The 17,094-nt window shown below is 50.8% G+C and carries 18 protein-coding genes; 11 read left to right on the top strand and 7 right to left on the bottom strand.

The features are described from left to right. Positions 1 to 508: 508 nt before the first annotated feature. Positions 509 to 865 (bottom strand): hypothetical protein, encoded by a 357-nt coding sequence (locus tag ACQG22_RS18135; RefSeq protein WP_013098385.1) that lies wholly within the window; start codon positions 863 to 865, stop codon positions 509 to 511. Between the two features lie 360 nt (positions 866 to 1,225). Then, on the bottom strand, positions 1,226 to 2,632 hold the full coding sequence (locus ACQG22_RS18130) for an MFS transporter (RefSeq protein ID WP_129253265.1): 1,407 nt from the start codon (positions 2,630 to 2,632) through the stop codon (positions 1,226 to 1,228). A 340-nt stretch (positions 2,633 to 2,972) separates the two neighbouring features. On the opposite strand from ACQG22_RS18130, the gene ACQG22_RS18125 reads away from it, so the two are divergent. Continuing rightward, positions 2,973 to 3,887, top strand: a complete 915-nt coding sequence (locus tag ACQG22_RS18125; RefSeq protein ID WP_013098383.1) for a LysR family transcriptional regulator — start codon at positions 2,973 to 2,975, stop codon at positions 3,885 to 3,887. Here ACQG22_RS18125 and ACQG22_RS18120 read toward each other — a convergent pair. Both ACQG22_RS18120 and ACQG22_RS18115 read right to left on the bottom strand, forming a co-directional pair. Continuing rightward, positions 3,871 to 4,464 (bottom strand): L-threonylcarbamoyladenylate synthase, encoded by a 594-nt coding sequence (locus ACQG22_RS18120; protein ID WP_013098382.1) that lies wholly within the window; start codon positions 4,462 to 4,464, stop codon positions 3,871 to 3,873. The two genes, ACQG22_RS18125 and ACQG22_RS18120, sit on opposite strands and share 17 nt — an antisense overlap. Positions 4,465 to 4,502: 38 nt before the next feature. Further along, positions 4,503 to 5,282, bottom strand: a complete 780-nt coding sequence (locus ACQG22_RS18115) for an L-threonylcarbamoyladenylate synthase (RefSeq protein WP_023620864.1) — start codon at positions 5,280 to 5,282, stop codon at positions 4,503 to 4,505. A 235-nt stretch (positions 5,283 to 5,517) separates the two neighbouring features. Here ACQG22_RS18115 and ACQG22_RS18110 point away from each other — a divergent pair, with 235 nt between their 5' ends. From ACQG22_RS18110 to ACQG22_RS18080, 7 genes are all read left to right on the top strand, one after another. Beyond that, complete coding sequence (locus tag ACQG22_RS18110) at positions 5,518 to 5,994, top strand: YbhB/YbcL family Raf kinase inhibitor-like protein (protein ID WP_062729677.1); 477 nt, start codon at positions 5,518 to 5,520, stop codon at positions 5,992 to 5,994. 10 nt (positions 5,995 to 6,004) lie between these two features. Further along, positions 6,005 to 7,231 carry an HlyD family secretion protein gene (locus tag ACQG22_RS18105; protein ID WP_045901484.1) on the top strand — a complete coding sequence of 409 codons (1,227 nt, stop codon included), beginning with the start codon at positions 6,005 to 6,007 and terminating at the stop codon, positions 7,229 to 7,231. A 12-nt stretch (positions 7,232 to 7,243) separates the two neighbouring features. Beyond that, entirely contained in the window at positions 7,244 to 7,849 is a 606-nt protein-coding gene (locus ACQG22_RS18100; protein ID WP_020690754.1) for an L-threonylcarbamoyladenylate synthase, read from the top strand. Further along, on the top strand, positions 7,846 to 9,072 hold the full coding sequence (locus tag ACQG22_RS18095; protein WP_369706683.1) for an MFS transporter: 1,227 nt from the start codon (positions 7,846 to 7,848) through the stop codon (positions 9,070 to 9,072). The genes ACQG22_RS18100 and ACQG22_RS18095 overlap by 4 nt, the downstream gene beginning before the upstream one ends. Positions 9,073 to 9,180: 108 nt before the next feature. Beyond that, on the top strand, positions 9,181 to 10,536 hold the full coding sequence (locus ACQG22_RS18090) for a 3-isopropylmalate dehydratase large subunit (protein WP_029882099.1): 1,356 nt from the start codon (positions 9,181 to 9,183) through the stop codon (positions 10,534 to 10,536). Then, positions 10,526 to 11,065 (top strand): 3-isopropylmalate dehydratase small subunit, encoded by a 540-nt coding sequence (locus tag ACQG22_RS18085; RefSeq protein WP_013098375.1) that lies wholly within the window; start codon positions 10,526 to 10,528, stop codon positions 11,063 to 11,065. Before ACQG22_RS18090 ends, ACQG22_RS18085 begins: the two co-directional genes overlap by 11 nt. Before the next feature lie 87 nt (positions 11,066 to 11,152). After that, positions 11,153 to 12,163 carry a TauD/TfdA family dioxygenase gene (locus ACQG22_RS18080; protein WP_369706684.1) on the top strand — a complete coding sequence of 337 codons (1,011 nt, stop codon included), beginning with the start codon at positions 11,153 to 11,155 and terminating at the stop codon, positions 12,161 to 12,163. 115 nt (positions 12,164 to 12,278) lie between these two features. Here the strand turns inward: ACQG22_RS18080 and ACQG22_RS18075 are convergent, their stop codons facing one another. From ACQG22_RS18075 to ACQG22_RS18065, 3 genes are all read right to left on the bottom strand, one after another. Continuing rightward, entirely contained in the window at positions 12,279 to 12,665 is a 387-nt protein-coding gene (locus ACQG22_RS18075) for a DUF7079 family protein (protein WP_038420448.1), read from the bottom strand. 1 nt (position 12,666) lies between these two features. Continuing rightward, entirely contained in the window at positions 12,667 to 13,425 is a 759-nt protein-coding gene (locus tag ACQG22_RS18070) for a hypothetical protein (protein WP_348569344.1), read from the bottom strand. A 302-nt stretch (positions 13,426 to 13,727) separates the two neighbouring features. Further along, positions 13,728 to 14,054 carry a hypothetical protein gene (locus ACQG22_RS18065; protein ID WP_251109144.1) on the bottom strand — a complete coding sequence of 109 codons (327 nt, stop codon included), beginning with the start codon at positions 14,052 to 14,054 and terminating at the stop codon, positions 13,728 to 13,730. A 306-nt stretch (positions 14,055 to 14,360) separates the two neighbouring features. Between ACQG22_RS18065 and ACQG22_RS18060 the strand changes: the two genes are divergently transcribed. The 3 genes from ACQG22_RS18060 (at position 14,361) to ACQG22_RS18050 (ending at position 17,088) form a co-directional block, all read left to right on the top strand. After that, positions 14,361 to 15,146 carry a nucleotidyltransferase domain-containing protein gene (locus tag ACQG22_RS18060; protein WP_369706685.1) on the top strand — a complete coding sequence of 262 codons (786 nt, stop codon included), beginning with the start codon at positions 14,361 to 14,363 and terminating at the stop codon, positions 15,144 to 15,146. Positions 15,147 to 15,284: 138 nt separating this feature from the next. Next, on the top strand, positions 15,285 to 16,058 hold the full coding sequence (locus tag ACQG22_RS18055) for an isocitrate lyase/PEP mutase family protein (protein ID WP_369706686.1): 774 nt from the start codon (positions 15,285 to 15,287) through the stop codon (positions 16,056 to 16,058). Beyond that, positions 16,042 to 17,088, top strand: coding sequence for a bifunctional transcriptional activator/DNA repair enzyme AdaA (locus tag ACQG22_RS18050; protein WP_062935016.1), 1,047 nt, complete (start codon positions 16,042 to 16,044; stop codon positions 17,086 to 17,088). Before ACQG22_RS18055 ends, ACQG22_RS18050 begins: the two co-directional genes overlap by 17 nt. The last annotated feature ends 6 nt before the right edge of the window (positions 17,089 to 17,094 follow it).

The following is a 17,094-nucleotide window of genomic DNA, read 5'->3' as shown; positions in this document are numbered from 1 at the left end:
AACTATCAACAATGTGATTTTGTCTTTTATATAACCTTGTATTTAATAGAGGAATTAATCCGGGACGGTATGAAAATGATATAGTCAGAAAAGTCTGGATATGCAAATTAAGCTTTAGTAAACATGGCGCAAGGATGTGAAGAGGGCATTACTTTATAGATTTTATTTATAATTTAAAGTTTGTATGTCATTGATTGTGTGCGGTTAATTCATTTTTGATGAGTCGGTTTTTTGTGCGTTTTCGCCGCGGGAAAATAATTGGTAGGTGATAGCTTTAATCGTATTCTGGCATTGATTGTTTATGGTTGCTTAATTGCAGTTTAAGATAGGGTAATGTTTTTGATGTAAGATATATTATATTTATTCGCATTTTAAAAATATTCTTTTACAGGGTTAAATTTTCTGCTAGCAGGCGACATTTAATAGAATGGTGAGGGGTAAAATACGCCTGACTTTATTTGAAGCAATAAAAAAGGCCGCGCAGGCGGCCTTTTTATCTGTGTGACGGTTACTCAGTGACTTTCTTTTCCAGCTCGCTGGCACCTTCTTTGGTTTTGTTCCAGCCTTTCTCAGCACCTTCTTTGGTGGCGTCCCAACCCTTCTCGGTGCCTTCTTTGGTTTTGTGCCAGACTTTCTGTGAGTCTTCGCTGACCTTGCTGCCAAAGCTTTCGCTTTTACCTTCTGCAGCATGTTTCTGTTTCAGCTTCAGCTCTTCACCTTTGTTCTGCTCTTCGTGCAGTTTTTGCTTCGCTTCGTTGGCGTTAGCGTTCGCCGCGGCGACGGTATCATCAGTTGCATGTGTGGTCGCAGCAAATACTGGAGAAGCCAGCAGAATGGCAGACAATGCGATAATTGTTTTTTTCATAATATCCTCATTTACGTTATCGGTTATGAGCGTGATTCAGCATGTCACAGACAAAGCGAAGCGGCTTTAGGAAAAAACTGTAAAAGGGTGGAGGCCATGACGGCGCTATTTCATGCGAAAGGCTAACCGAACGTGAGGTATCCAATCTCAGCCAGTGCTGCCAGCGTCAGTAGAATAAAAAATACTATGGTGAAGGGTCTGTACATCGCTCTCTCCTTGTTTGCGCAAATATCATCCGTGTTGTTCCTGGTATGCTCCCGCCCGATGTTATTAGGGGCGACGTTATTATCTCCGGGGCAGCGAAAATAATCATGGATGCCGCTCACAAGTTGTGAGACGGCATTTTATTAGTCACCGTGATTAAATATTTTCCAGGTCGATACCGCGCGTGTTGGGACCAAAAATACCAATGGTGAGCATAACAATCAGCATACTGATCACAATAAAGGCAATGACCGCCGTTGAGCCGCTATATTGCAGTATCAGACCGATAATTATACTGCTGAAGACGGTGGATAAACGGCTAAAGGAGTAACAAAAGCCGACCGCTCGCGCCCGGATACGGGTGGGGAAAATCTCTGACTGATAGGAGTGGTAACTGTAAGTCAGCCAGGCATTGGACCAGGTAATAAAAAAGCCGCAGGCAATGAGCAGCAGTGGGTTGCTCTGAAACGCAAACAGCGAACCAAAGATGACCGTGGTCAGACAGGACAACACGATTTGCCATTTATTTTCCATCCGATCGGCATAGCGGCTGCAGATAAGCGCGCCGAGAGGATAGGCCAGCGTGATGAAAAAGGCGTATAACAAACTGTGCGTGACGGATGTCCCGCTGCCGGACAGCAGGGCGGGAAGCCAGTTCCCGAAGCCAAAAAAGCCAATCGCCTGAAAGATATTCATCACCACCAGCATCGCAACCCGGCCACGGTAGCGCGGAGACCAGATATCTTTAAACCTGCCCTTGAGTGAAACCTGTTCGTTGTGCTGCCCGGCGCGGAGAGGGAAATCCGCCTGTTCACCGCTGCCGCAGCGCTTTTCCATCTCCTGCATGACGGTTCTCACCTCGAGAAAACGCTTTTGCTGCAGCAGCCAGCGCGGAGATTCCGGCAGCCCCTTGCGTACCAGCCAGATAATGATGGACGCCAGCGCGCCAGCGATCACCACGAACCGCCATCCGCTCAGGCCAAACCACATCTGCGGTACCAGCCACCATGACATCAGCGCGACGGCAGGAACCGAGAGAAACTGAATGAAAAAGGCGAAAGCAAAGGCGCGGGTGCGAAGGTGAGCAGGTACCCACTCTGTCAGATAGGTATCAATGGTAACCAGTTCAACGCCGAGGCCGATGCCTACCATAAAACGAAAAAAGATCACCCATTCTGCCTGATGCTGAAACGCCATGACGAGGGAGAACAGCCCGTACCAGAGCAGGGCATACATAAAGGTCGCGCGTCGGCCAATGCGATCAGCATAGGGGCTGAGCAGGCTGGCACCGATAAAAAGCCCCAGAAAGGTTGCGGACGCAAACGCGGCCTGGTCGGCCATACCGAACACGCCCTGCTGGCCGGTGTGGAAGATGCCATCAGCAATGAGACCGGCGCTGATGTAGCCTGTCTGAAACAGGTCGTAAAGCTCAAAAAAACCGCCAAGGGACAGCAAGGCGATGAATCGCCAAAGTCCGGCGGAAGCCGGTAAGGCATCGATCCTTGCCGCAAGATCGTCCTCGCGGATGGGGTTTTGTGCCCCCCACTGTGTTCCTGAAACTATGCATTCACTCACGGTTAACCCTCTCGTAACATTCACCCTGAGTCGTTATGCTAGAGGGAAATCAGCGGATTTAAATTTTTAATTCGTATTCAGAAGCAATAAATAAAGCATAAAAAACCAGATATTTTTCTTTTAGTGCGTGGATATCCACCCTCTGAGTTAACCCTTTTTTCGAAGAAAATATATTCTTGTTAGGCGGTGAAAAATAGCCGTGCGGCGCTGCGGAGTTATTATCGAACCGGGGCAGAACGATAATATTGGAAAATTTTCACTTGACGATAGCAAGGACTTTTGCCACTAATTATCGGGTGATGTTTGCTGACCTGGTGCAGATTGTAGAATGGAAAAAATCGAGAATTTAATTCCGATGGTGGTTTTCGCGCGTGTCGTCGAAACCCTGAGCTTCACCGAGGCCGCACTCTCTTTGGGAATGTCGAAGTCATCAGTTAGCCGGGATATTTCAACGCTGGAAAAACGTATTGGTGCAATGCTGCTTAAGCGCACCACCCGGAAAATAGAGATTACGGAGCTGGGGCTGAGTTACTATCAGCACTGCTTCAAAATATTGAATGAACTGCGCGCCGCAGAACGCTTTATACGGGATTATTATGAGGAACCAGCGGGGACAATAAAAATACTTGCCCCGGTGACGTTCGGAAAAGAGTATGTTGTGCCAGCATTAAATGCGTACTTAGAACGAAATATTATGGCCAACGTCGATCTCGATTTATCGGATAAAGCGGTGGATATCAAAGAGAGCCAGTACGATCTCTCTATCATTGTGGCGCAGGACACGCCAACCCATGAGCACACCAAATTTTTATGCTCCATCCAGTGGGGGCTTTATGCCACCCCTGACTGTATCGCCCGGATGCGTCCTGTCCTGACGCCGGGCGATCTCCCGGCCCACAACTACATTCTGTTTCGCGGTGTGGCGCGTACGGTTTCGCTGCCGTTCAGAAAAGAGAAACAGAAGGTCAATATTGACGTTCATAGCCGCTTCAGAAGCAACAACAGCGTGGCGCTGATCAGCATGGCGCTTTCCGGCCTCGGCATTGCTTACTTGCCCAATTACATTGCGCGAGAAAGTCTCGCCACCGGGAAACTGGTCCGGCTTTTACCCGGCTGGCAGATGGATGAATATAAAGTGTGGCTACTGTCCAAAAATAAAAACACGATGACCTCAGGCATTAAACGCTTTAGCGACGAACTTCAGCAGCTGATCGCCGGGGCCGAGGTCAAAGCAGGCTACTGATATCCAGCTCGCCATGACGCAGGATCGAGACTTTGTCATCCAGCAAAGAGATATGCGTGGTGGCGGTACGGCTGGGGTTTTTGCAGTTGGACGGGACAACCAGATCGACACAGTCTCCCATGTCTTCCCGGGCGAGCGTAAAACTGACAAGATCGCCCTCATCCTGCGGATACCCTGCCGGGATCACCACCAGCGGCCTGCCTAAGCGGCTGATGATGGTTCGCATCTGACTGTTTTTCACGCAGACGACCGGGAGTATATCGCCTGCGCCGGGAAGAAAATCGGCGCGCTGTTTCTTTCGCAGGCTGATTTTAAGGGTGCCGGGCCAGCAGGCCCGGCTGAGCATTTCAATTTTGCTTCTTTGCCACGGGCTGACATCCACCCATTCCCATATGTCCGCCAGTTCGCAGAAGCAAAACGTCATCTCTCTGGTACAGGGCGATCTTTTTAACAGCGTCAGTTTTTCCACGGCATCCGGGCTGTAAGGATCGGCTGCCAGGGCAAAGTGGGTATCGGTAGGGATCAGGATGATCCCGCTATTACGCAATACGGTAATGGCCTTGTCTATAAATGACATGATTATCGATATCCCTGTGACGCGGTTAAACCCAAAAATTAATAGTAATCGCCGTGGCGATAGTCCCAGGTATTAAACTGGGCGGACATGAAATTAATAATTTTATTCACGTCGAGACCTTTGCGAATTAATACCGGGCAAGGGGTCACTTTTCTGGCACTACCCTGTTCAGGGACCAGTTTCCCTTCGCTGTCCACCATGGACACCATCACGCCTTGTTCATAGCGACTCTCCTGGGTTTCATCAGGCTGAATAGACTTAACGTACTCGTTGGCACAAATAATTAAGTCTGCACGCGATTCGATGCGTTCCCCAATGAATTCCACCATGCCGCGGTTGCCTTTTCCTGACGGATTCGCCGAGCTGGCAAAAGAGAATTTCTGATGATTTTCCCACAGCTCTTTAGCAATCATTTCGCCGGGTTTGCCAAATTTAATCACGAAGCAGCTGGTTTTTCTGCCGTCCATCATCAGCTCTTTGAGGCCGTTATCGGGTAATCTGGCGATGGCATCTTCTCGCCACGGTAAAATACAGCCCAGTAATACGTCTGCATCCCAGTGGGCCTGATAAAATGCCTCGATTTCCGGGTTCATCTCCGCCAGCGATTTCAGCTGTTCCATACTGCCGCACAATACCACGCCGGGTTTATTACGGTTTCGCTGTTTGGCTTCGAATTTTCTCTCCAGCCCCTCTTTATCTGAGGTCATAATGATATAACCCACTTTCGTAGGGCAAACAATCATTCCGCCTTCAGCCGATAATACGTTAATCGCTTCCGGCTGAACCTGACCATTCCACGCGACTTTCTTATTCATCATTCAATTCTCCCTGCACCGCACTGGTGTCATAAATTTAGGGAAAGGATGTCGTGTAATAAGAGGCTTCGCAATCAGCAGAGAAATTTTCACCGCATTGTTTCAGTGTTGGAACAATATCGCGTTATTCCTGGGCAATATGCCGGGTTGGTTAATTCTGTTACCGGTTTTGCTTTCAATCGGTTACCAATAGAACAACCCACCGGTAAATACCGATTTTTAAACAGAGGTTAACGCTATGAAAGTATCTATTGCAGGTTTAAGTGACTACGCTTTTCTCTCCAAAGCGAACGAATATCATAATTTTGGGGGGAATGGCGATAATGTCTCGCCCGCCTTGTCCTGGGAAAATGTCCCGCAGGGAACCAAAAGTTTTGCCGTAACCGCGTACGATCCTGATGCGCCAACGGGCAGCGGTTTCTGGCACTGGGTGGCGTATAACATTCCTGCCAGCCTGACCGGGCTTGCGGCAGACGCGGGAAACCCGGCGAACACACCCGACATCAAACACGCTAGCTCCGATTTTGGCGCGCCTGGCTACGGCGGTTGCTGCCCGCCAGAGGGGGATATTCCGCACCGCTATATCTTCACCCTGCACGCCCTGAGCTGCGATGACCTGGGCGTAACGCCGGATCTGCCAAACGCGGTGATACGTTTCCTCATCAACATGCATACCCTTGAGAAAGCCAGCGTCGTCACGCTGTATAAGCGTTAATGAGGCGTGTGTGATTAACCGAATCAGAGCGGTTTTCGCCCGGTATAGCCTGCTCAAATGGGGCGTGGCGGGTGGCGTGCTGGTGGCCATTGTTCTGTTGTTTTTTGCGGGAATGGGGGTCTCCAGCAAGGAGGCCTTTATCAATGGCCGAATATCCACGGTGCTCTCCCCGCTGCCGGGACAGCTGGTGCTGGCGAAGAACATCGCGCCGGGACAGGCGGTCCGGGCCCGGCAATCGCTGGGAAATGTGGTCACCACGCAGGCGAACGACCAGATCCCCGGCCTGGTGGCCCAGCGCAGCGCGCTGGAGATCCAGCTTGCTGAACTCGACAAGCAAATTTCGGGGATCGATCAACGACTGCAGGTTTATCAGCAGCAGCGGCAGCAGTACCTCGCCGAGAGCAGGATGCAGCAGCAGTTAGGTGAGAAACAATCGGCTGCCACGTTTGTGCAACTGAAGGAGGAGCTGAGCGCGATTACGGCGCAAACCGCCTTCTCCCGACAGCAGCTTCAGCGCTATGAAAATCTCTACCAGCAGCGTTTCATCAGCCGCATGGAGTATGAAGAGCGTAAGAACAACACCCGGGTGTTGCAGGCCAGCCAGGAGGCGAAAGCGGCCGAGCTCCGTCAGCGTTTACTGGACGTGAATGCCGCCAAATCCGGCCTTCAGCTGACAGGGCCAAGAACGCTGGATGCGCCACAGCAGAATCAGCGCGATATGTCGCTCACAATCGAGAATATGCAGCAGGAGAAGCTACAGCTGATTGCCCGCAAGCAGGCGACGACGCAAAGCATTCAGGAAGTCGCTGCGCTCCTTCACTCCCGTCAGCAGGCGGCGCTCAACAGCAGCACGGACGGCGTGATCTGGGACGTGACGGAGGAGAGTGGTGCGAGCGTCCAGAACGGCACCCCGATTGTGCGCATTCTGGATTGCCGCACCCGCTGGGTAGAGGCGTTTTTTGATGAGGCTGACGCCGGCAGTCTGCGCCCGGGGATGGCGGTAACGGTGCGTCTGACCACCGCATCCGCCACGCGCTGGAAAGGAACGATAAGAACCCTCCGCGCTGGGAGTGGACGCGTAGCGGTCGGGGAGAGGGACGTACAGCCCCCGCCTGAAATCGCGCGCCGGCAGTTGCCCGTAAAAGTGCTGACTGCACATATCGATATCGACTGGAAAGACGTGCCGGATCCCGCCAGTTTCTGCCTCGCGGGACGTAGCGTAACCGTCAACATTTAAACAGGAAAAGAGATGCAGCATATACACAATACGGTCGCCGCCCTGAAGCGCGGCGAGGTGGTTCTGGTCCCCACGGACACGAATTACGCCCTGGCGGCAGACCCGTGGAACATTGACGCCTGCCAGAAAATTTACGATCTCAAAAAACGCGAACGACAGAAACCGCTGACGCTTTTCGTCGCGGAACCGGCGCAGGCATGGGATTACATCGCCGTCGATAAGGTCCAGCACCGCGCTGCGCTCGACAAACTGATTGGTGCCATGCCCGGCGCGCTGAATGTGGTGGTTCCGGCATCGGACAATGTGCCTCAGAACCCCTATCTGAAGCCGGACTCCATCTCTCTGGTGTGCAATCATCAGAGCGTGTTGCGAGAGGTGATTGCGCTGTTTGGCCGCCCGCTGGGGATGAGTTCTGCCAATCTTTCCGGCGTGGAGTCTGACTGCCTGATCGACATTGATGCCGCCCGCCAGACGTTTGGCGACCGTGTGGGCTATATTCTGCCCGCAGCCCAGCGCCCGGTGACGACGGTCTCCAGCACCATCGTCTCGTTACTGGAGAAGGAGATTAAAATCCTTCGTGCGGGAGATATGGATATTATGGCGATGCTGGCGTCATGACGACGCGCCGGTTTCATCCCGGGTCTGGCAACCATGGCCTGTTCCTGGCCTACCGTATTATTTCCCGTTGCTATTTCCATCTTCCCGTCTTGCTGCTCTATTTCTGGACAATAGACATGGGGATGTACCGGATTATTTTCCTGCTGGCGCTGTATGGATTGACCAGCACCTTCAGCAGCGGCATACCCGGCTGGCTGCTGCGCTTTTTGTCACCCAGACAGACGGTGATTGCAGGCGAACTGATGAAGGCGCTGGGAATGGCGCTGATGCTCTGGAGCACCCGGCAAAGTGAGGTTAACCTCTCTCTGCTGGTGGTGTCGCAGCTGCTTGGCGGCGCGGGATTTACCATTGCGCTGACCACGGATGCTGCCCTGCTGCGCCAGCTCACCGCAGGCGACCAGCACCGGTTTATGCAGATCCAGACCACGTCGCAAAGCGGGATGTTTATTGCCACCCTGATCGCCGGGTCGCTGGGGAGTATTCTGTTTGACTATAACCCCCAGTGGCCGTTTATCGCCGCCATTGTGGTGAGCGTTATCTCCTCCGGGTGTGTGGCGTTGATTCGCGTGCAGGAGGCAGAGCCCGAACCTGCCCGGCCTGTTGAGCGGGTCTCTTTTTCGCCCAGAGGGGACCAGCTCTTCTGGATGCTGTTCTATTCCATTTCACGCGCTTTTACGCTGGCGCCGTTCATCGGCTTTATCCCGTTCTACTTTATTATGGTGAATGTCGACCCGCTGCTTTTCGGTGCCGTGCTGAGCTGCTTTACGCTCTCGTCCTGGGGAGCGATCAAAATAGCCGGGCCGTTTATCGCACGGTTTGGGGTAACGGCGTTACTGGCGACGACAAGCCTTTTTATGACGGCGGCGCTGGGGCTTTTTGCCAGCAATGAATGGCTTGCAGCGAGAGGCATGGACTATTTTGTCTCCGGGCTGCTGGCGCTGGTGCTGCTGGGGTTTGGCTCCGGGACGATCCGGCCCGTCACGCTTGCTAACCTCGATCTCTCTGCCAATACCCCGGATGAACGTATGCGCGTGTTCGGGCGCATGGAGCGTGATTTCGGGCTGGCCAATGCTTTTTTACTGGCCGTTGGGGCGTGGCTGCTGGTGAGCCGGGACTTTTCCACGCTGATGCTGATCTTCTGCCTGATCTATATTCTGGTGGTATGCATATCTGCACTGCTTTACTTAAAGAATTTGCGCAGCGGGGAGCACAGTTCCACCTGAGGAACAATTCATACGCAAAATGAAACTAATCTGACGAATAACGGATTCCCGTTGAAAGCCCCTCCTCTGTACGGTGTAATTTCCCCATCAGATAAAGAGGAGAGAAAAATGAATATTCACGAAACTGATGATTATGCGTCGGTAAATATAAAGCCGGGGATGACGTTAACCGAAAAAATAATCGCCAGAGCCAGCAAGAGATCGCATGTTTCACCGGGTGAAGTGCTTTTCGTGAATGTTGATGTATTAATGTCCCACGATCCCTGCACGCCTGGCGTCGCCAGCGTATTTAAAAAAGAATTTGGTGAAGAGGCAAAAGTCTGGAACCCGGATCGCTTTATTATGATCCCTGACCACTTTGTTTATTCCGCCGACCCGCAGGCGAATCAAAATATTCGGGTAATGCGGGAATTCGCAAAAGCGCAAAATATTACCCATTTTTATGATGTGGGCACCCCGGACTATAAAGGCGTGTGTCATATCGGCCTGGCGGAAGGGGGACACACCCGGCCGGGAGAGGTGTTGTTGGGGACCGATTCTCACACCGTGACCGCCGGGGCCTTTGGCACCTTCGCCATTGGCGTGGGGATCACCGACGGGGCGTACGCCCTGGGTACGGGGGAGATCCCGTTGATGGTTCCCGCCACCATAAAAGTGAATTACTACGGTAAAAAAGCGAAAAGCGTTCAGGCGAAAGATTTAATTCTGGTGTTAATGAAAGAGCTGGGCGTGGAAGGGGCGACCTATAATGCCATCGAATTTACCGGCAACGTCATCGATGAATTATCGGTCGAAGAGCGAATGACGATGTGCAATATGGTTGTGGAGTGCGGGGCTAAAAACGGCATTATGGTGCCAAACCAGGCCACGCTGGATTACCTGGCGACCAGAACCACCGTCCCGTATTCCGTGGTGACGCCTGATGAAAACGCGCATTACGTCCGCACGATTGATATTGACGTCTCGGCATTAACCAGCGTGATTGCGCGGCCACACTCCCCGGATAATGTGGTGGCAGTGGCACAGCTGGAAAATATTGCCATTTCGCAAGCCTATATTGGCTCCTGCACGGGCGGTAAAACGGATGATTTTATCGCTGCCGCGGAAATACTGTGGCAGCGCAAGGTGGCCATCCCAACCTACGCCGTTCCCGCGACCAAAGAGGTTTTTCATAATCTGATCACCACCCAGGTGAAGGGCCGATCCGTGTATGAAATCCTGACCCGGGCTGGCGTTAAATTATCTTCTGAACCCGGCTGCGCGGCTTGCTGTGGCGGGCCAGCGGACACCTTTGGGAGAGTCAGGGATCCGATAAGCGTGATCTCCACCACCAACCGTAACTTTGTGGGGCGGATGGGAAATAAAGGCGCGATGATTTATCTGGCCTCGCCTTATGCAGTGGCTGCTGCGGCAGTGACCGGTTTTATTACTAATCCAGAACGGTACTTAACTAATGACTATTAATAACGTAATGCGCGGTACAGTTTATGTGTTAGGCGACAATATCGATACCGACCAGATATTAACGGCTGAATATTTGAAAATTAACCCGGCCTCTGCCGAGGGGCGTGAAGAGCTGGCAACGCTCGCCATGTGCGGACTGCCGGAAGGGGCGCTGCCGTTTATTAACCCGCAGACGCAGCGAGCCGGTTATGACTTTATTGTGGCCGGGAAAAATTTCGGCTGTGGCTCATCGCGCGAGCATGCGGTGGTGGCTCTGGGGGCATCCGGCGTGAAGGCCGTCGTCGCCCAGTCGTTCGCCCGCATATTTTTCCGTAACTGTGTATCCACGGGGCAAATCATGCCCGTCACGCTGAATGAAGGCTGTGATATCCGTGCGCTGAAAACGGGGGATACCATTGAAATCGATTTAGACGCTCATCAGATTGGTACTGCTGATGGGATTCTGAAAACCGCTCCGGTAGGGGAACTTGCGAACATTGTCGCCGCCGGTGGCTTGTTCGCTTACGCAAGGCAAACAGGAAAGATTTAATCCAATACAACCATAAGACTCAAAACAAGACGCCTTACTTTCTCAGGGTGCAGCGTCTGTTTTGAGCGTACATAAGGCAATCAAACTATGATCACCCAGCTAGAGTTTAACGATCTTCAAAAAGATGAGCTATCAAAACTTATCAGCCGTGTCACCATCAGCCCTTATACAGACTACAAACTCTTCAAGCAGTCCATCACCGAACTCATCGAAAATGGTCTGGTGCCCACTTTTTTTGTTCAGGCCTGCGAGCGCGTCAGGCAAGAGCGCAAGGATCAAGGCATTAACGCGCATTTATTAAAAAACGTACCACTCGACACCATCATTCCTGAATTTGATCAGTCCAATCCCGTTAACGATAAGTACGCCAAAAAGCTCACCTTTGTAGGAGAGGCCCTGCTGGAGCTGTTCGCTCAGCTCACCGACTCCCCGTTACTGGCCTACCGTACGCGCAACAACGGTGATTTTTTCCATGATGTTTATGCCGACAAAAAATACAGCAACACACAAACGCAAAAAACGGACGGCGAACTTTATTACCACAACGATCGCACCGCTCACCCGGTGCGCGCTGATTTTCTCAGTTTATTAGGCATGCGTTGCAGCGAAGAAAACCTGATTTTTACCGGCTACCTGGACGGTAAAGCGATTCTGGATAATTTAAAGGCTGAATCCCAGGAGTGGTTACGCAAGCCACTTTTTATTACCCCTTTTGATGAATACTCTCGCGACTCGAACGCCAGCCAGATTGATTCTGAGCTGCATCCGATCCTGGAGAATATTCATACTTTCCGTTACTACGACACACGCACAACGTATTTTCCGGATGCGCCAGCAGAGGCGATCAAAGCATTAATTGACCTTAAGGTGGCCATCACCAAAGCGGCAAAAGGCCGCGTTGCTATTAACAAAGGCGACCTGTTCTCCTTCGCCAATCAGGACTCTTTACACAACCGGGAAATCATCCAGGTGAGAGATCCCTACTCTGCAGAAAAACGCTGGCTGCTGAAAACCTACAGCTTCCGTAATCCCGAAGTGATGAATATGTATCACAACTACTTCGATGCCGATCTGCCGGGGTTTGTGGTCGCCGAGTAAGAGTGACCTTACTGGTATAAAAAAGCCCGCATACCTGAGGTGTGCGGGTTTTTTGTTTGTGCGAGAAGACCTGTGCTATTAACATTCTTTGGTTATCATCTCGCTTTATAACTTATTACATGCCTTTATCAAGCTCAGCGGATAGCCTGTTAAGTTCCTTGCTGATGTGTTTGCGCCGTTGTTTTAACAGTACCCGGGCCGGAATGATGCGTTCGATAATTGTCGGCTTTCTGTTCAAATACGCTGTCACAAGCCGTTTGATGTCTTCCTCTGACCAACCGTCCATCACCGGCGTTGGGTTGTAAAGCAGGTTAGCCTGTAGAGCAGGGGCGACTTCCTCATCCACAATTCTGAAGATCTCTTCCCGGTTTAATCCGGATTTTTTCAGCACCTCTGCCATCCATTGATAGTCATACTCCTGGAGTTCGCGCCCGGTAAAAAGTTCTGATAAGGCGTGCCAGACGGGGACGCGGGCGATCAGCTGGGTTTCAGTCAAATGCATTTTAATTTCTCCCTTGCGGTGAAACATACACGGTTCCGAACAGGAGGTCTGTTCCAATCGACGCAAGAATTCCGCCCACTAATGCCGCAACACCAATACAAACGGGCGCAGTTGCTGCGCACACACCCGTGGCTACCACCGCTGCACCCGCTCCCCATCCGCCTGCAATACCCGCAGTAACTATAGCGCCCTGGTGCATTGTTTCGGTGCTTTTATATTCTGCCTGATAAATTTCATACGCGGCGACCGCTAAAGAAACGAAGATAACCCGTTTACCAGCCTTACCCAATGTTTTAGCAATACCTGATACCACGCCCCTGTCACGTCCGGCCGACTGGATCATTTCCTTGAATACAGTGGCCTGCTGCCTTTCCGATAAAGACTCAAAAGATTGCTGAAACATTTTAGTCGCATAATGTTCGGTAAGGTCAGCCATCGTGCGTCCCGATGGTTTTAGCTTTTTAGCATAGGCTTTACCTACAGGGCTGTTTCTTAGCCGCGAAAGGTCGAGTATTTCGTTACGCGTTTGGGAGGCTAAAGTTGCTGCTTCTCGGGGAGACATTTTTCCACTCTCCACTGCTTGCACAAACTCAGCAGACATTTTCTGAATATCGCGCAAATATTGCTCTCTGACACGCGAGTCCTGTATACAATGTGCAGCAAAGTTTGACGCCGTTCCTTGCAGCGAAGCTAGAGCAGCAGAAAAGGCTCTCTGATCATTCTGCATTGCACCAGCAACGGCGGGGTATGTGAATCCCATTCAGCACCTCATCATGACGAACAGCGTGGTAGAGATAATATCTCTGGCTAATTTTCTCCCTATATAAACACTATACAATTTTTTGAATGCAACATTCATTAGTCGTCCCTGTAATTACAGCAATGTTTTTATGCTTTTTGATATTGAACGCATGAAAATAGTTTTTAATGTAACGCCTCATCGTATTTGATGACAGGGCCTGCATTGGCTATTAATGGTGAAAATTAGCTTATAAAGTTTATAAAATGTGAAAACCTATAATACCGATGAAAAAGAGTTTGCTCGTTAGACAGAAAGGAGAGTTAACCTTCGTTGCTTAAAAATTTCACCGCCTTCCATGAAACAGAGAGCGGTGCCATTCCCAATATAAAAAGAGATAAAACGATAATTATTGCGAAATAAATCCAACCATTACCATAATCATTAGTGATAGTGGCATAGGTAGCAAAAAACAGTAAACCAATGACAATGATCCAGGACGTGTAGAAGCGTCGTTTTAGCTCAACTAAAAGTGAATGCAGAGTCCGATCTTTACGTTTCGGATCTTCAAGTACGGCACGCAAAGCCGTAATGTTTTTATCAGTAAACCCGTATGAACGAAGTTTCGCTTCCTGTTGCGCATCTATCACCCATCACTCCTGAATGTTGAATGCTCCTGCTTAAATTATATAAAACAATAACAGTTATGGCTGAGCAAAAACAGATTCAACACTCGCTGAAGTGATGAATCACGATATCGTGCCTGCAGTCAGACAAAGCGCACTGCGAGCTCGGCAGTCAGAACATAACTATGCCCTTCATATCTAAGAGATTGCTTTATGGCTAAGCGAGTAAACTCCTCAGGGACAAGACGGTTCCTGCAAAAAATATCTGGCCCTTATTTAAAGAGCTCGATATTCTGTAATGCTTTGTCTTTTTTGTGAACAGGAAAAAGTATGCTAAGTACATTACCCGATTTACACAGAAGTTTTGCAGAGCAACTCAAGCTTAAATTTCAGGCTGATTCGCGAATTCACTCTCTTCTCGCTGGCGGCTCGCTTATTCATGGCGGGTTCGATATTTACTCCGATCTCGATTTTGTCGTTGTGGTAGACCCTCTCAGCTATGACGAGATCATGGCGCAGCGTATTGAGTTCGCCGGAACACTGGGGCATTTGCTGCATGCCTTCACCGGGGAACATGTCGGAGAGCCTCGTCTGCTTATATGCCTGTATGGTCCTGAACTCCTCCATGTCGATCTGAAATTTGTCACACTGGACATGCTCACTCAACGCGTAGAGGAGCCTGCAGTGTTATTTACCCGCGATCACCTGGCTCTGGAACAACAACTGGCAAAATATAGTGCTCAATGGCCTGACATGACGTCGGAGTGGTTTGAGTCCCGAGCCTGGATCTGGCTTCATTATGCGGTGGTGAAACTGGGAAGGGGCGAACTCTTTGAAGCGATTGGTATGCTGTCATTCTTTCGCGAGCAAGTGCTGGGACCTATGCTGTGCCGTCGGGCAAATCTACCGCAACGTGGGGTTCGCCGCATTGAATTCCATGGCATTGATCCTGATGGCCTGCTTGCATCCACGCTGGCAACGCACGATCGTGACTCCGTCAGCATTGCCATCAGAAAGGCTATTGACGCTTATATCACTCTGCGGGCTGATGCGCTGCCGAAAAATATCGCAGACGATGCGGCACGATGGGCGGTTCTTGCCATGCTGAAAGCCTGAACCCGACCTTGAAAGGTTTCGGTCTGGTTCGCCCCGGGTTCAGACGACGTTTGCTAAAAAAATGGTCGTCTGAATTTCGGTTGTGACGTTCTTGCTGACTGCTTAGATTCATTTTCAATCTATCGAGAGGACATGGATATGAACTTTGCAGAACTCCACAACCAGCATGAGCCACTTCTTATCGCTAATGTCTGGGATGCCGCCAGTGCTGTAGCAGCGCAAGAAGCAGGTTATCAGGCATTGGGAACGTCCAGCGCAGCAATCGCGTCCACACTGGGATATGAAGACGGGCAGGGAATGCCATTTGATGCGTTATTTTATATGGTCACCCGTATCCAGGCTGTCAGCAAGCTGCCATTGAGCGTTGACATGGAAGCAGGGTATGGTGATTCAGCCGAAGAGATAACAGCCAATCTCAGGCGCCTTGCTCAAGCAGGCGTCGCAGGCGTTAACCTTGAAGACAGCAGAGTCATAAACGGGGTGCGTCAGCTTGACCATGCCTCTGATTTTACCTGTACCCTGAGGACATGCGATGCGCTGAGAAGCGAAAATCATAGCCTGTTTCTGAACATCCGGACTGACACTTACCTGCTCGGGCATGTAGATGCGTTGCATGAGACGATATTACGGGGTCAAAGTTATAAAGCTGCAGGTGCTGACGGCCTTTTTGTTCCCTGTCTGACGTCAGAGAAAGACATCAGCCTCATTGCAGAGGCAACGGCTTTGCCTCTTAATGTCATGTGTATGCCCGACCTTCCGTCGTTCGGCAGGCTGAAGCTGGCCGGAGTAAGCCGCATTTCCATGGGCAATTTTGTGCATTCAGCCATGCAGTCAACGCTGACTGATGTCATGCATGCGATCCGATCTCGTCAGACGTTTGAAGGACTTTTTGGTGATGAAAATAACCGATAAGAATTTATGTGATATCTGGTATCAGGCATTACTTGAACGTGCTTCAGAATATACTGGCGTGTTTTTTGTCGGCGTCAAAACCACTGGCGTATTCTGCATTTCGGTATGTCGGGCGCGAAAGCCCAAACGTGAAAATGTCGAATTTTATAAAGATGCCAAATCTGCCCTTGCAGCCGGCTTTCGGCCCTGTAAGGTCTGCAGACCCGCTGAGAATGCGCACAGCGCGCCATTATTTGTTGAACAGGCGCTTGCGCTTGTCAGGCGCGATATTAAATCCCGTGTTGCAGACGCGGAGCTTCGCCAGCATGGAATCAGTCCGGAGCGGGTAAGGCGCTGGTTTCTGCAACATCACGGCATCACTTTTCAGGCTTTCCAGCGAATGCAGCGGGTGAACGTTGCCATGCAGGAGCTCAAAAGCGGACGAACGGCGACTGACGTTGCGCTGGACAACGGCTATGAATCCCTGAGTGGGTTTGGTTATACCTACAAGCGACTTACTGGTGCAGCGCCGACTCAGGCAACCCAGGTGATTGTCATTCACCGTTTTACCACGACGCTTGGGCCGATGTTTGTCTGTGCGACAGAGCGGGGAGTTTGTCTACTGGAGTTTACCGATCGCCGGATGTTAGAAACAGAATTTCGCGATATTCAGCGTTTATTTAACGCCAGAATCGTCACCGGAGAAAACAGCCATACCCGGCAGACAGTAAAAGAGATCAGCGAGTATTTTGCCGGAACGCGCCGACAGTTTGATCTCTCTGTAGATGCCCCGGGGAGTGATTTTCAACAATCCGTCTGGCGCGAGCTGCGGTCAGTTCCCTATGGACAGACCTCACACTATCAGGCCATCTCACTACGGATGAATAAGCCAAATGCTGTGCGCGCTGTCGCTGCTGCTAATGGTGCAAACCGAATTGCGATTGTGATCCCTTGCCACAGGATAATTGGTAAAGATGGAGCGATGACGGGTTATGGAGGGGGGATTTCTCGAAAAGAATGGCTCATTGAGCATGAGAGGAATAACGTTTAATGGCGT

The organism is Enterobacter cloacae complex sp. 309I3 (genome assembly GCF_050031595.1).
Taxonomy (GTDB): domain Bacteria; phylum Pseudomonadota; class Gammaproteobacteria; order Enterobacterales; family Enterobacteriaceae; genus Enterobacter; species Enterobacter cloacae.
Note: the sequence above shows the minus strand (reverse complement) of the source record. Positions and strands in the feature narration are given on the sequence as shown.

Coding starts and splice junctions, on each gene's coding strand:
- ACQG22_RS18080 (WP_369706684.1), top strand. CDS start 11,153: ATGATCACCCAGCTAGAGTTTAACGATCTTCAAAAAGATGAGCTATCA.
- ACQG22_RS18090 (WP_029882099.1), top strand. CDS start 9,181: ATGAATATTCACGAAACTGATGATTATGCGTCGGTAAATATAAAGCCG.
- ACQG22_RS18100 (WP_020690754.1), top strand. CDS start 7,244: ATGCAGCATATACACAATACGGTCGCCGCCCTGAAGCGCGGCGAGGTG.
- ACQG22_RS18120 (WP_013098382.1), bottom strand. CDS start 4,464: ATGTCATTTATAGACAAGGCCATTACCGTATTGCGTAATAGCGGGATC.
- ACQG22_RS18095 (WP_369706683.1), top strand. CDS start 7,846: ATGACGACGCGCCGGTTTCATCCCGGGTCTGGCAACCATGGCCTGTTC.
- ACQG22_RS18055 (WP_369706686.1), top strand. CDS start 15,285: ATGAACTTTGCAGAACTCCACAACCAGCATGAGCCACTTCTTATCGCT.
- ACQG22_RS18125 (WP_013098383.1), top strand. CDS start 2,973: ATGGAAAAAATCGAGAATTTAATTCCGATGGTGGTTTTCGCGCGTGTC.
- ACQG22_RS18115 (WP_023620864.1), bottom strand. CDS start 5,282: ATGATGAATAAGAAAGTCGCGTGGAATGGTCAGGTTCAGCCGGAAGCG.
- ACQG22_RS18075 (WP_038420448.1), bottom strand. CDS start 12,665: ATGCATTTGACTGAAACCCAGCTGATCGCCCGCGTCCCCGTCTGGCAC.
- ACQG22_RS18060 (WP_369706685.1), top strand. CDS start 14,361: ATGCTAAGTACATTACCCGATTTACACAGAAGTTTTGCAGAGCAACTC.
- ACQG22_RS18085 (WP_013098375.1), top strand. CDS start 10,526: ATGACTATTAATAACGTAATGCGCGGTACAGTTTATGTGTTAGGCGAC.
- ACQG22_RS18070 (WP_348569344.1), bottom strand. CDS start 13,425: ATGGGATTCACATACCCCGCCGTTGCTGGTGCAATGCAGAATGATCAG.
- ACQG22_RS18110 (WP_062729677.1), top strand. CDS start 5,518: ATGAAAGTATCTATTGCAGGTTTAAGTGACTACGCTTTTCTCTCCAAA.
- ACQG22_RS18050 (WP_062935016.1), top strand. CDS start 16,042: ATGAAAATAACCGATAAGAATTTATGTGATATCTGGTATCAGGCATTA.
- ACQG22_RS18135 (WP_013098385.1), bottom strand. CDS start 865: ATGAAAAAAACAATTATCGCATTGTCTGCCATTCTGCTGGCTTCTCCA.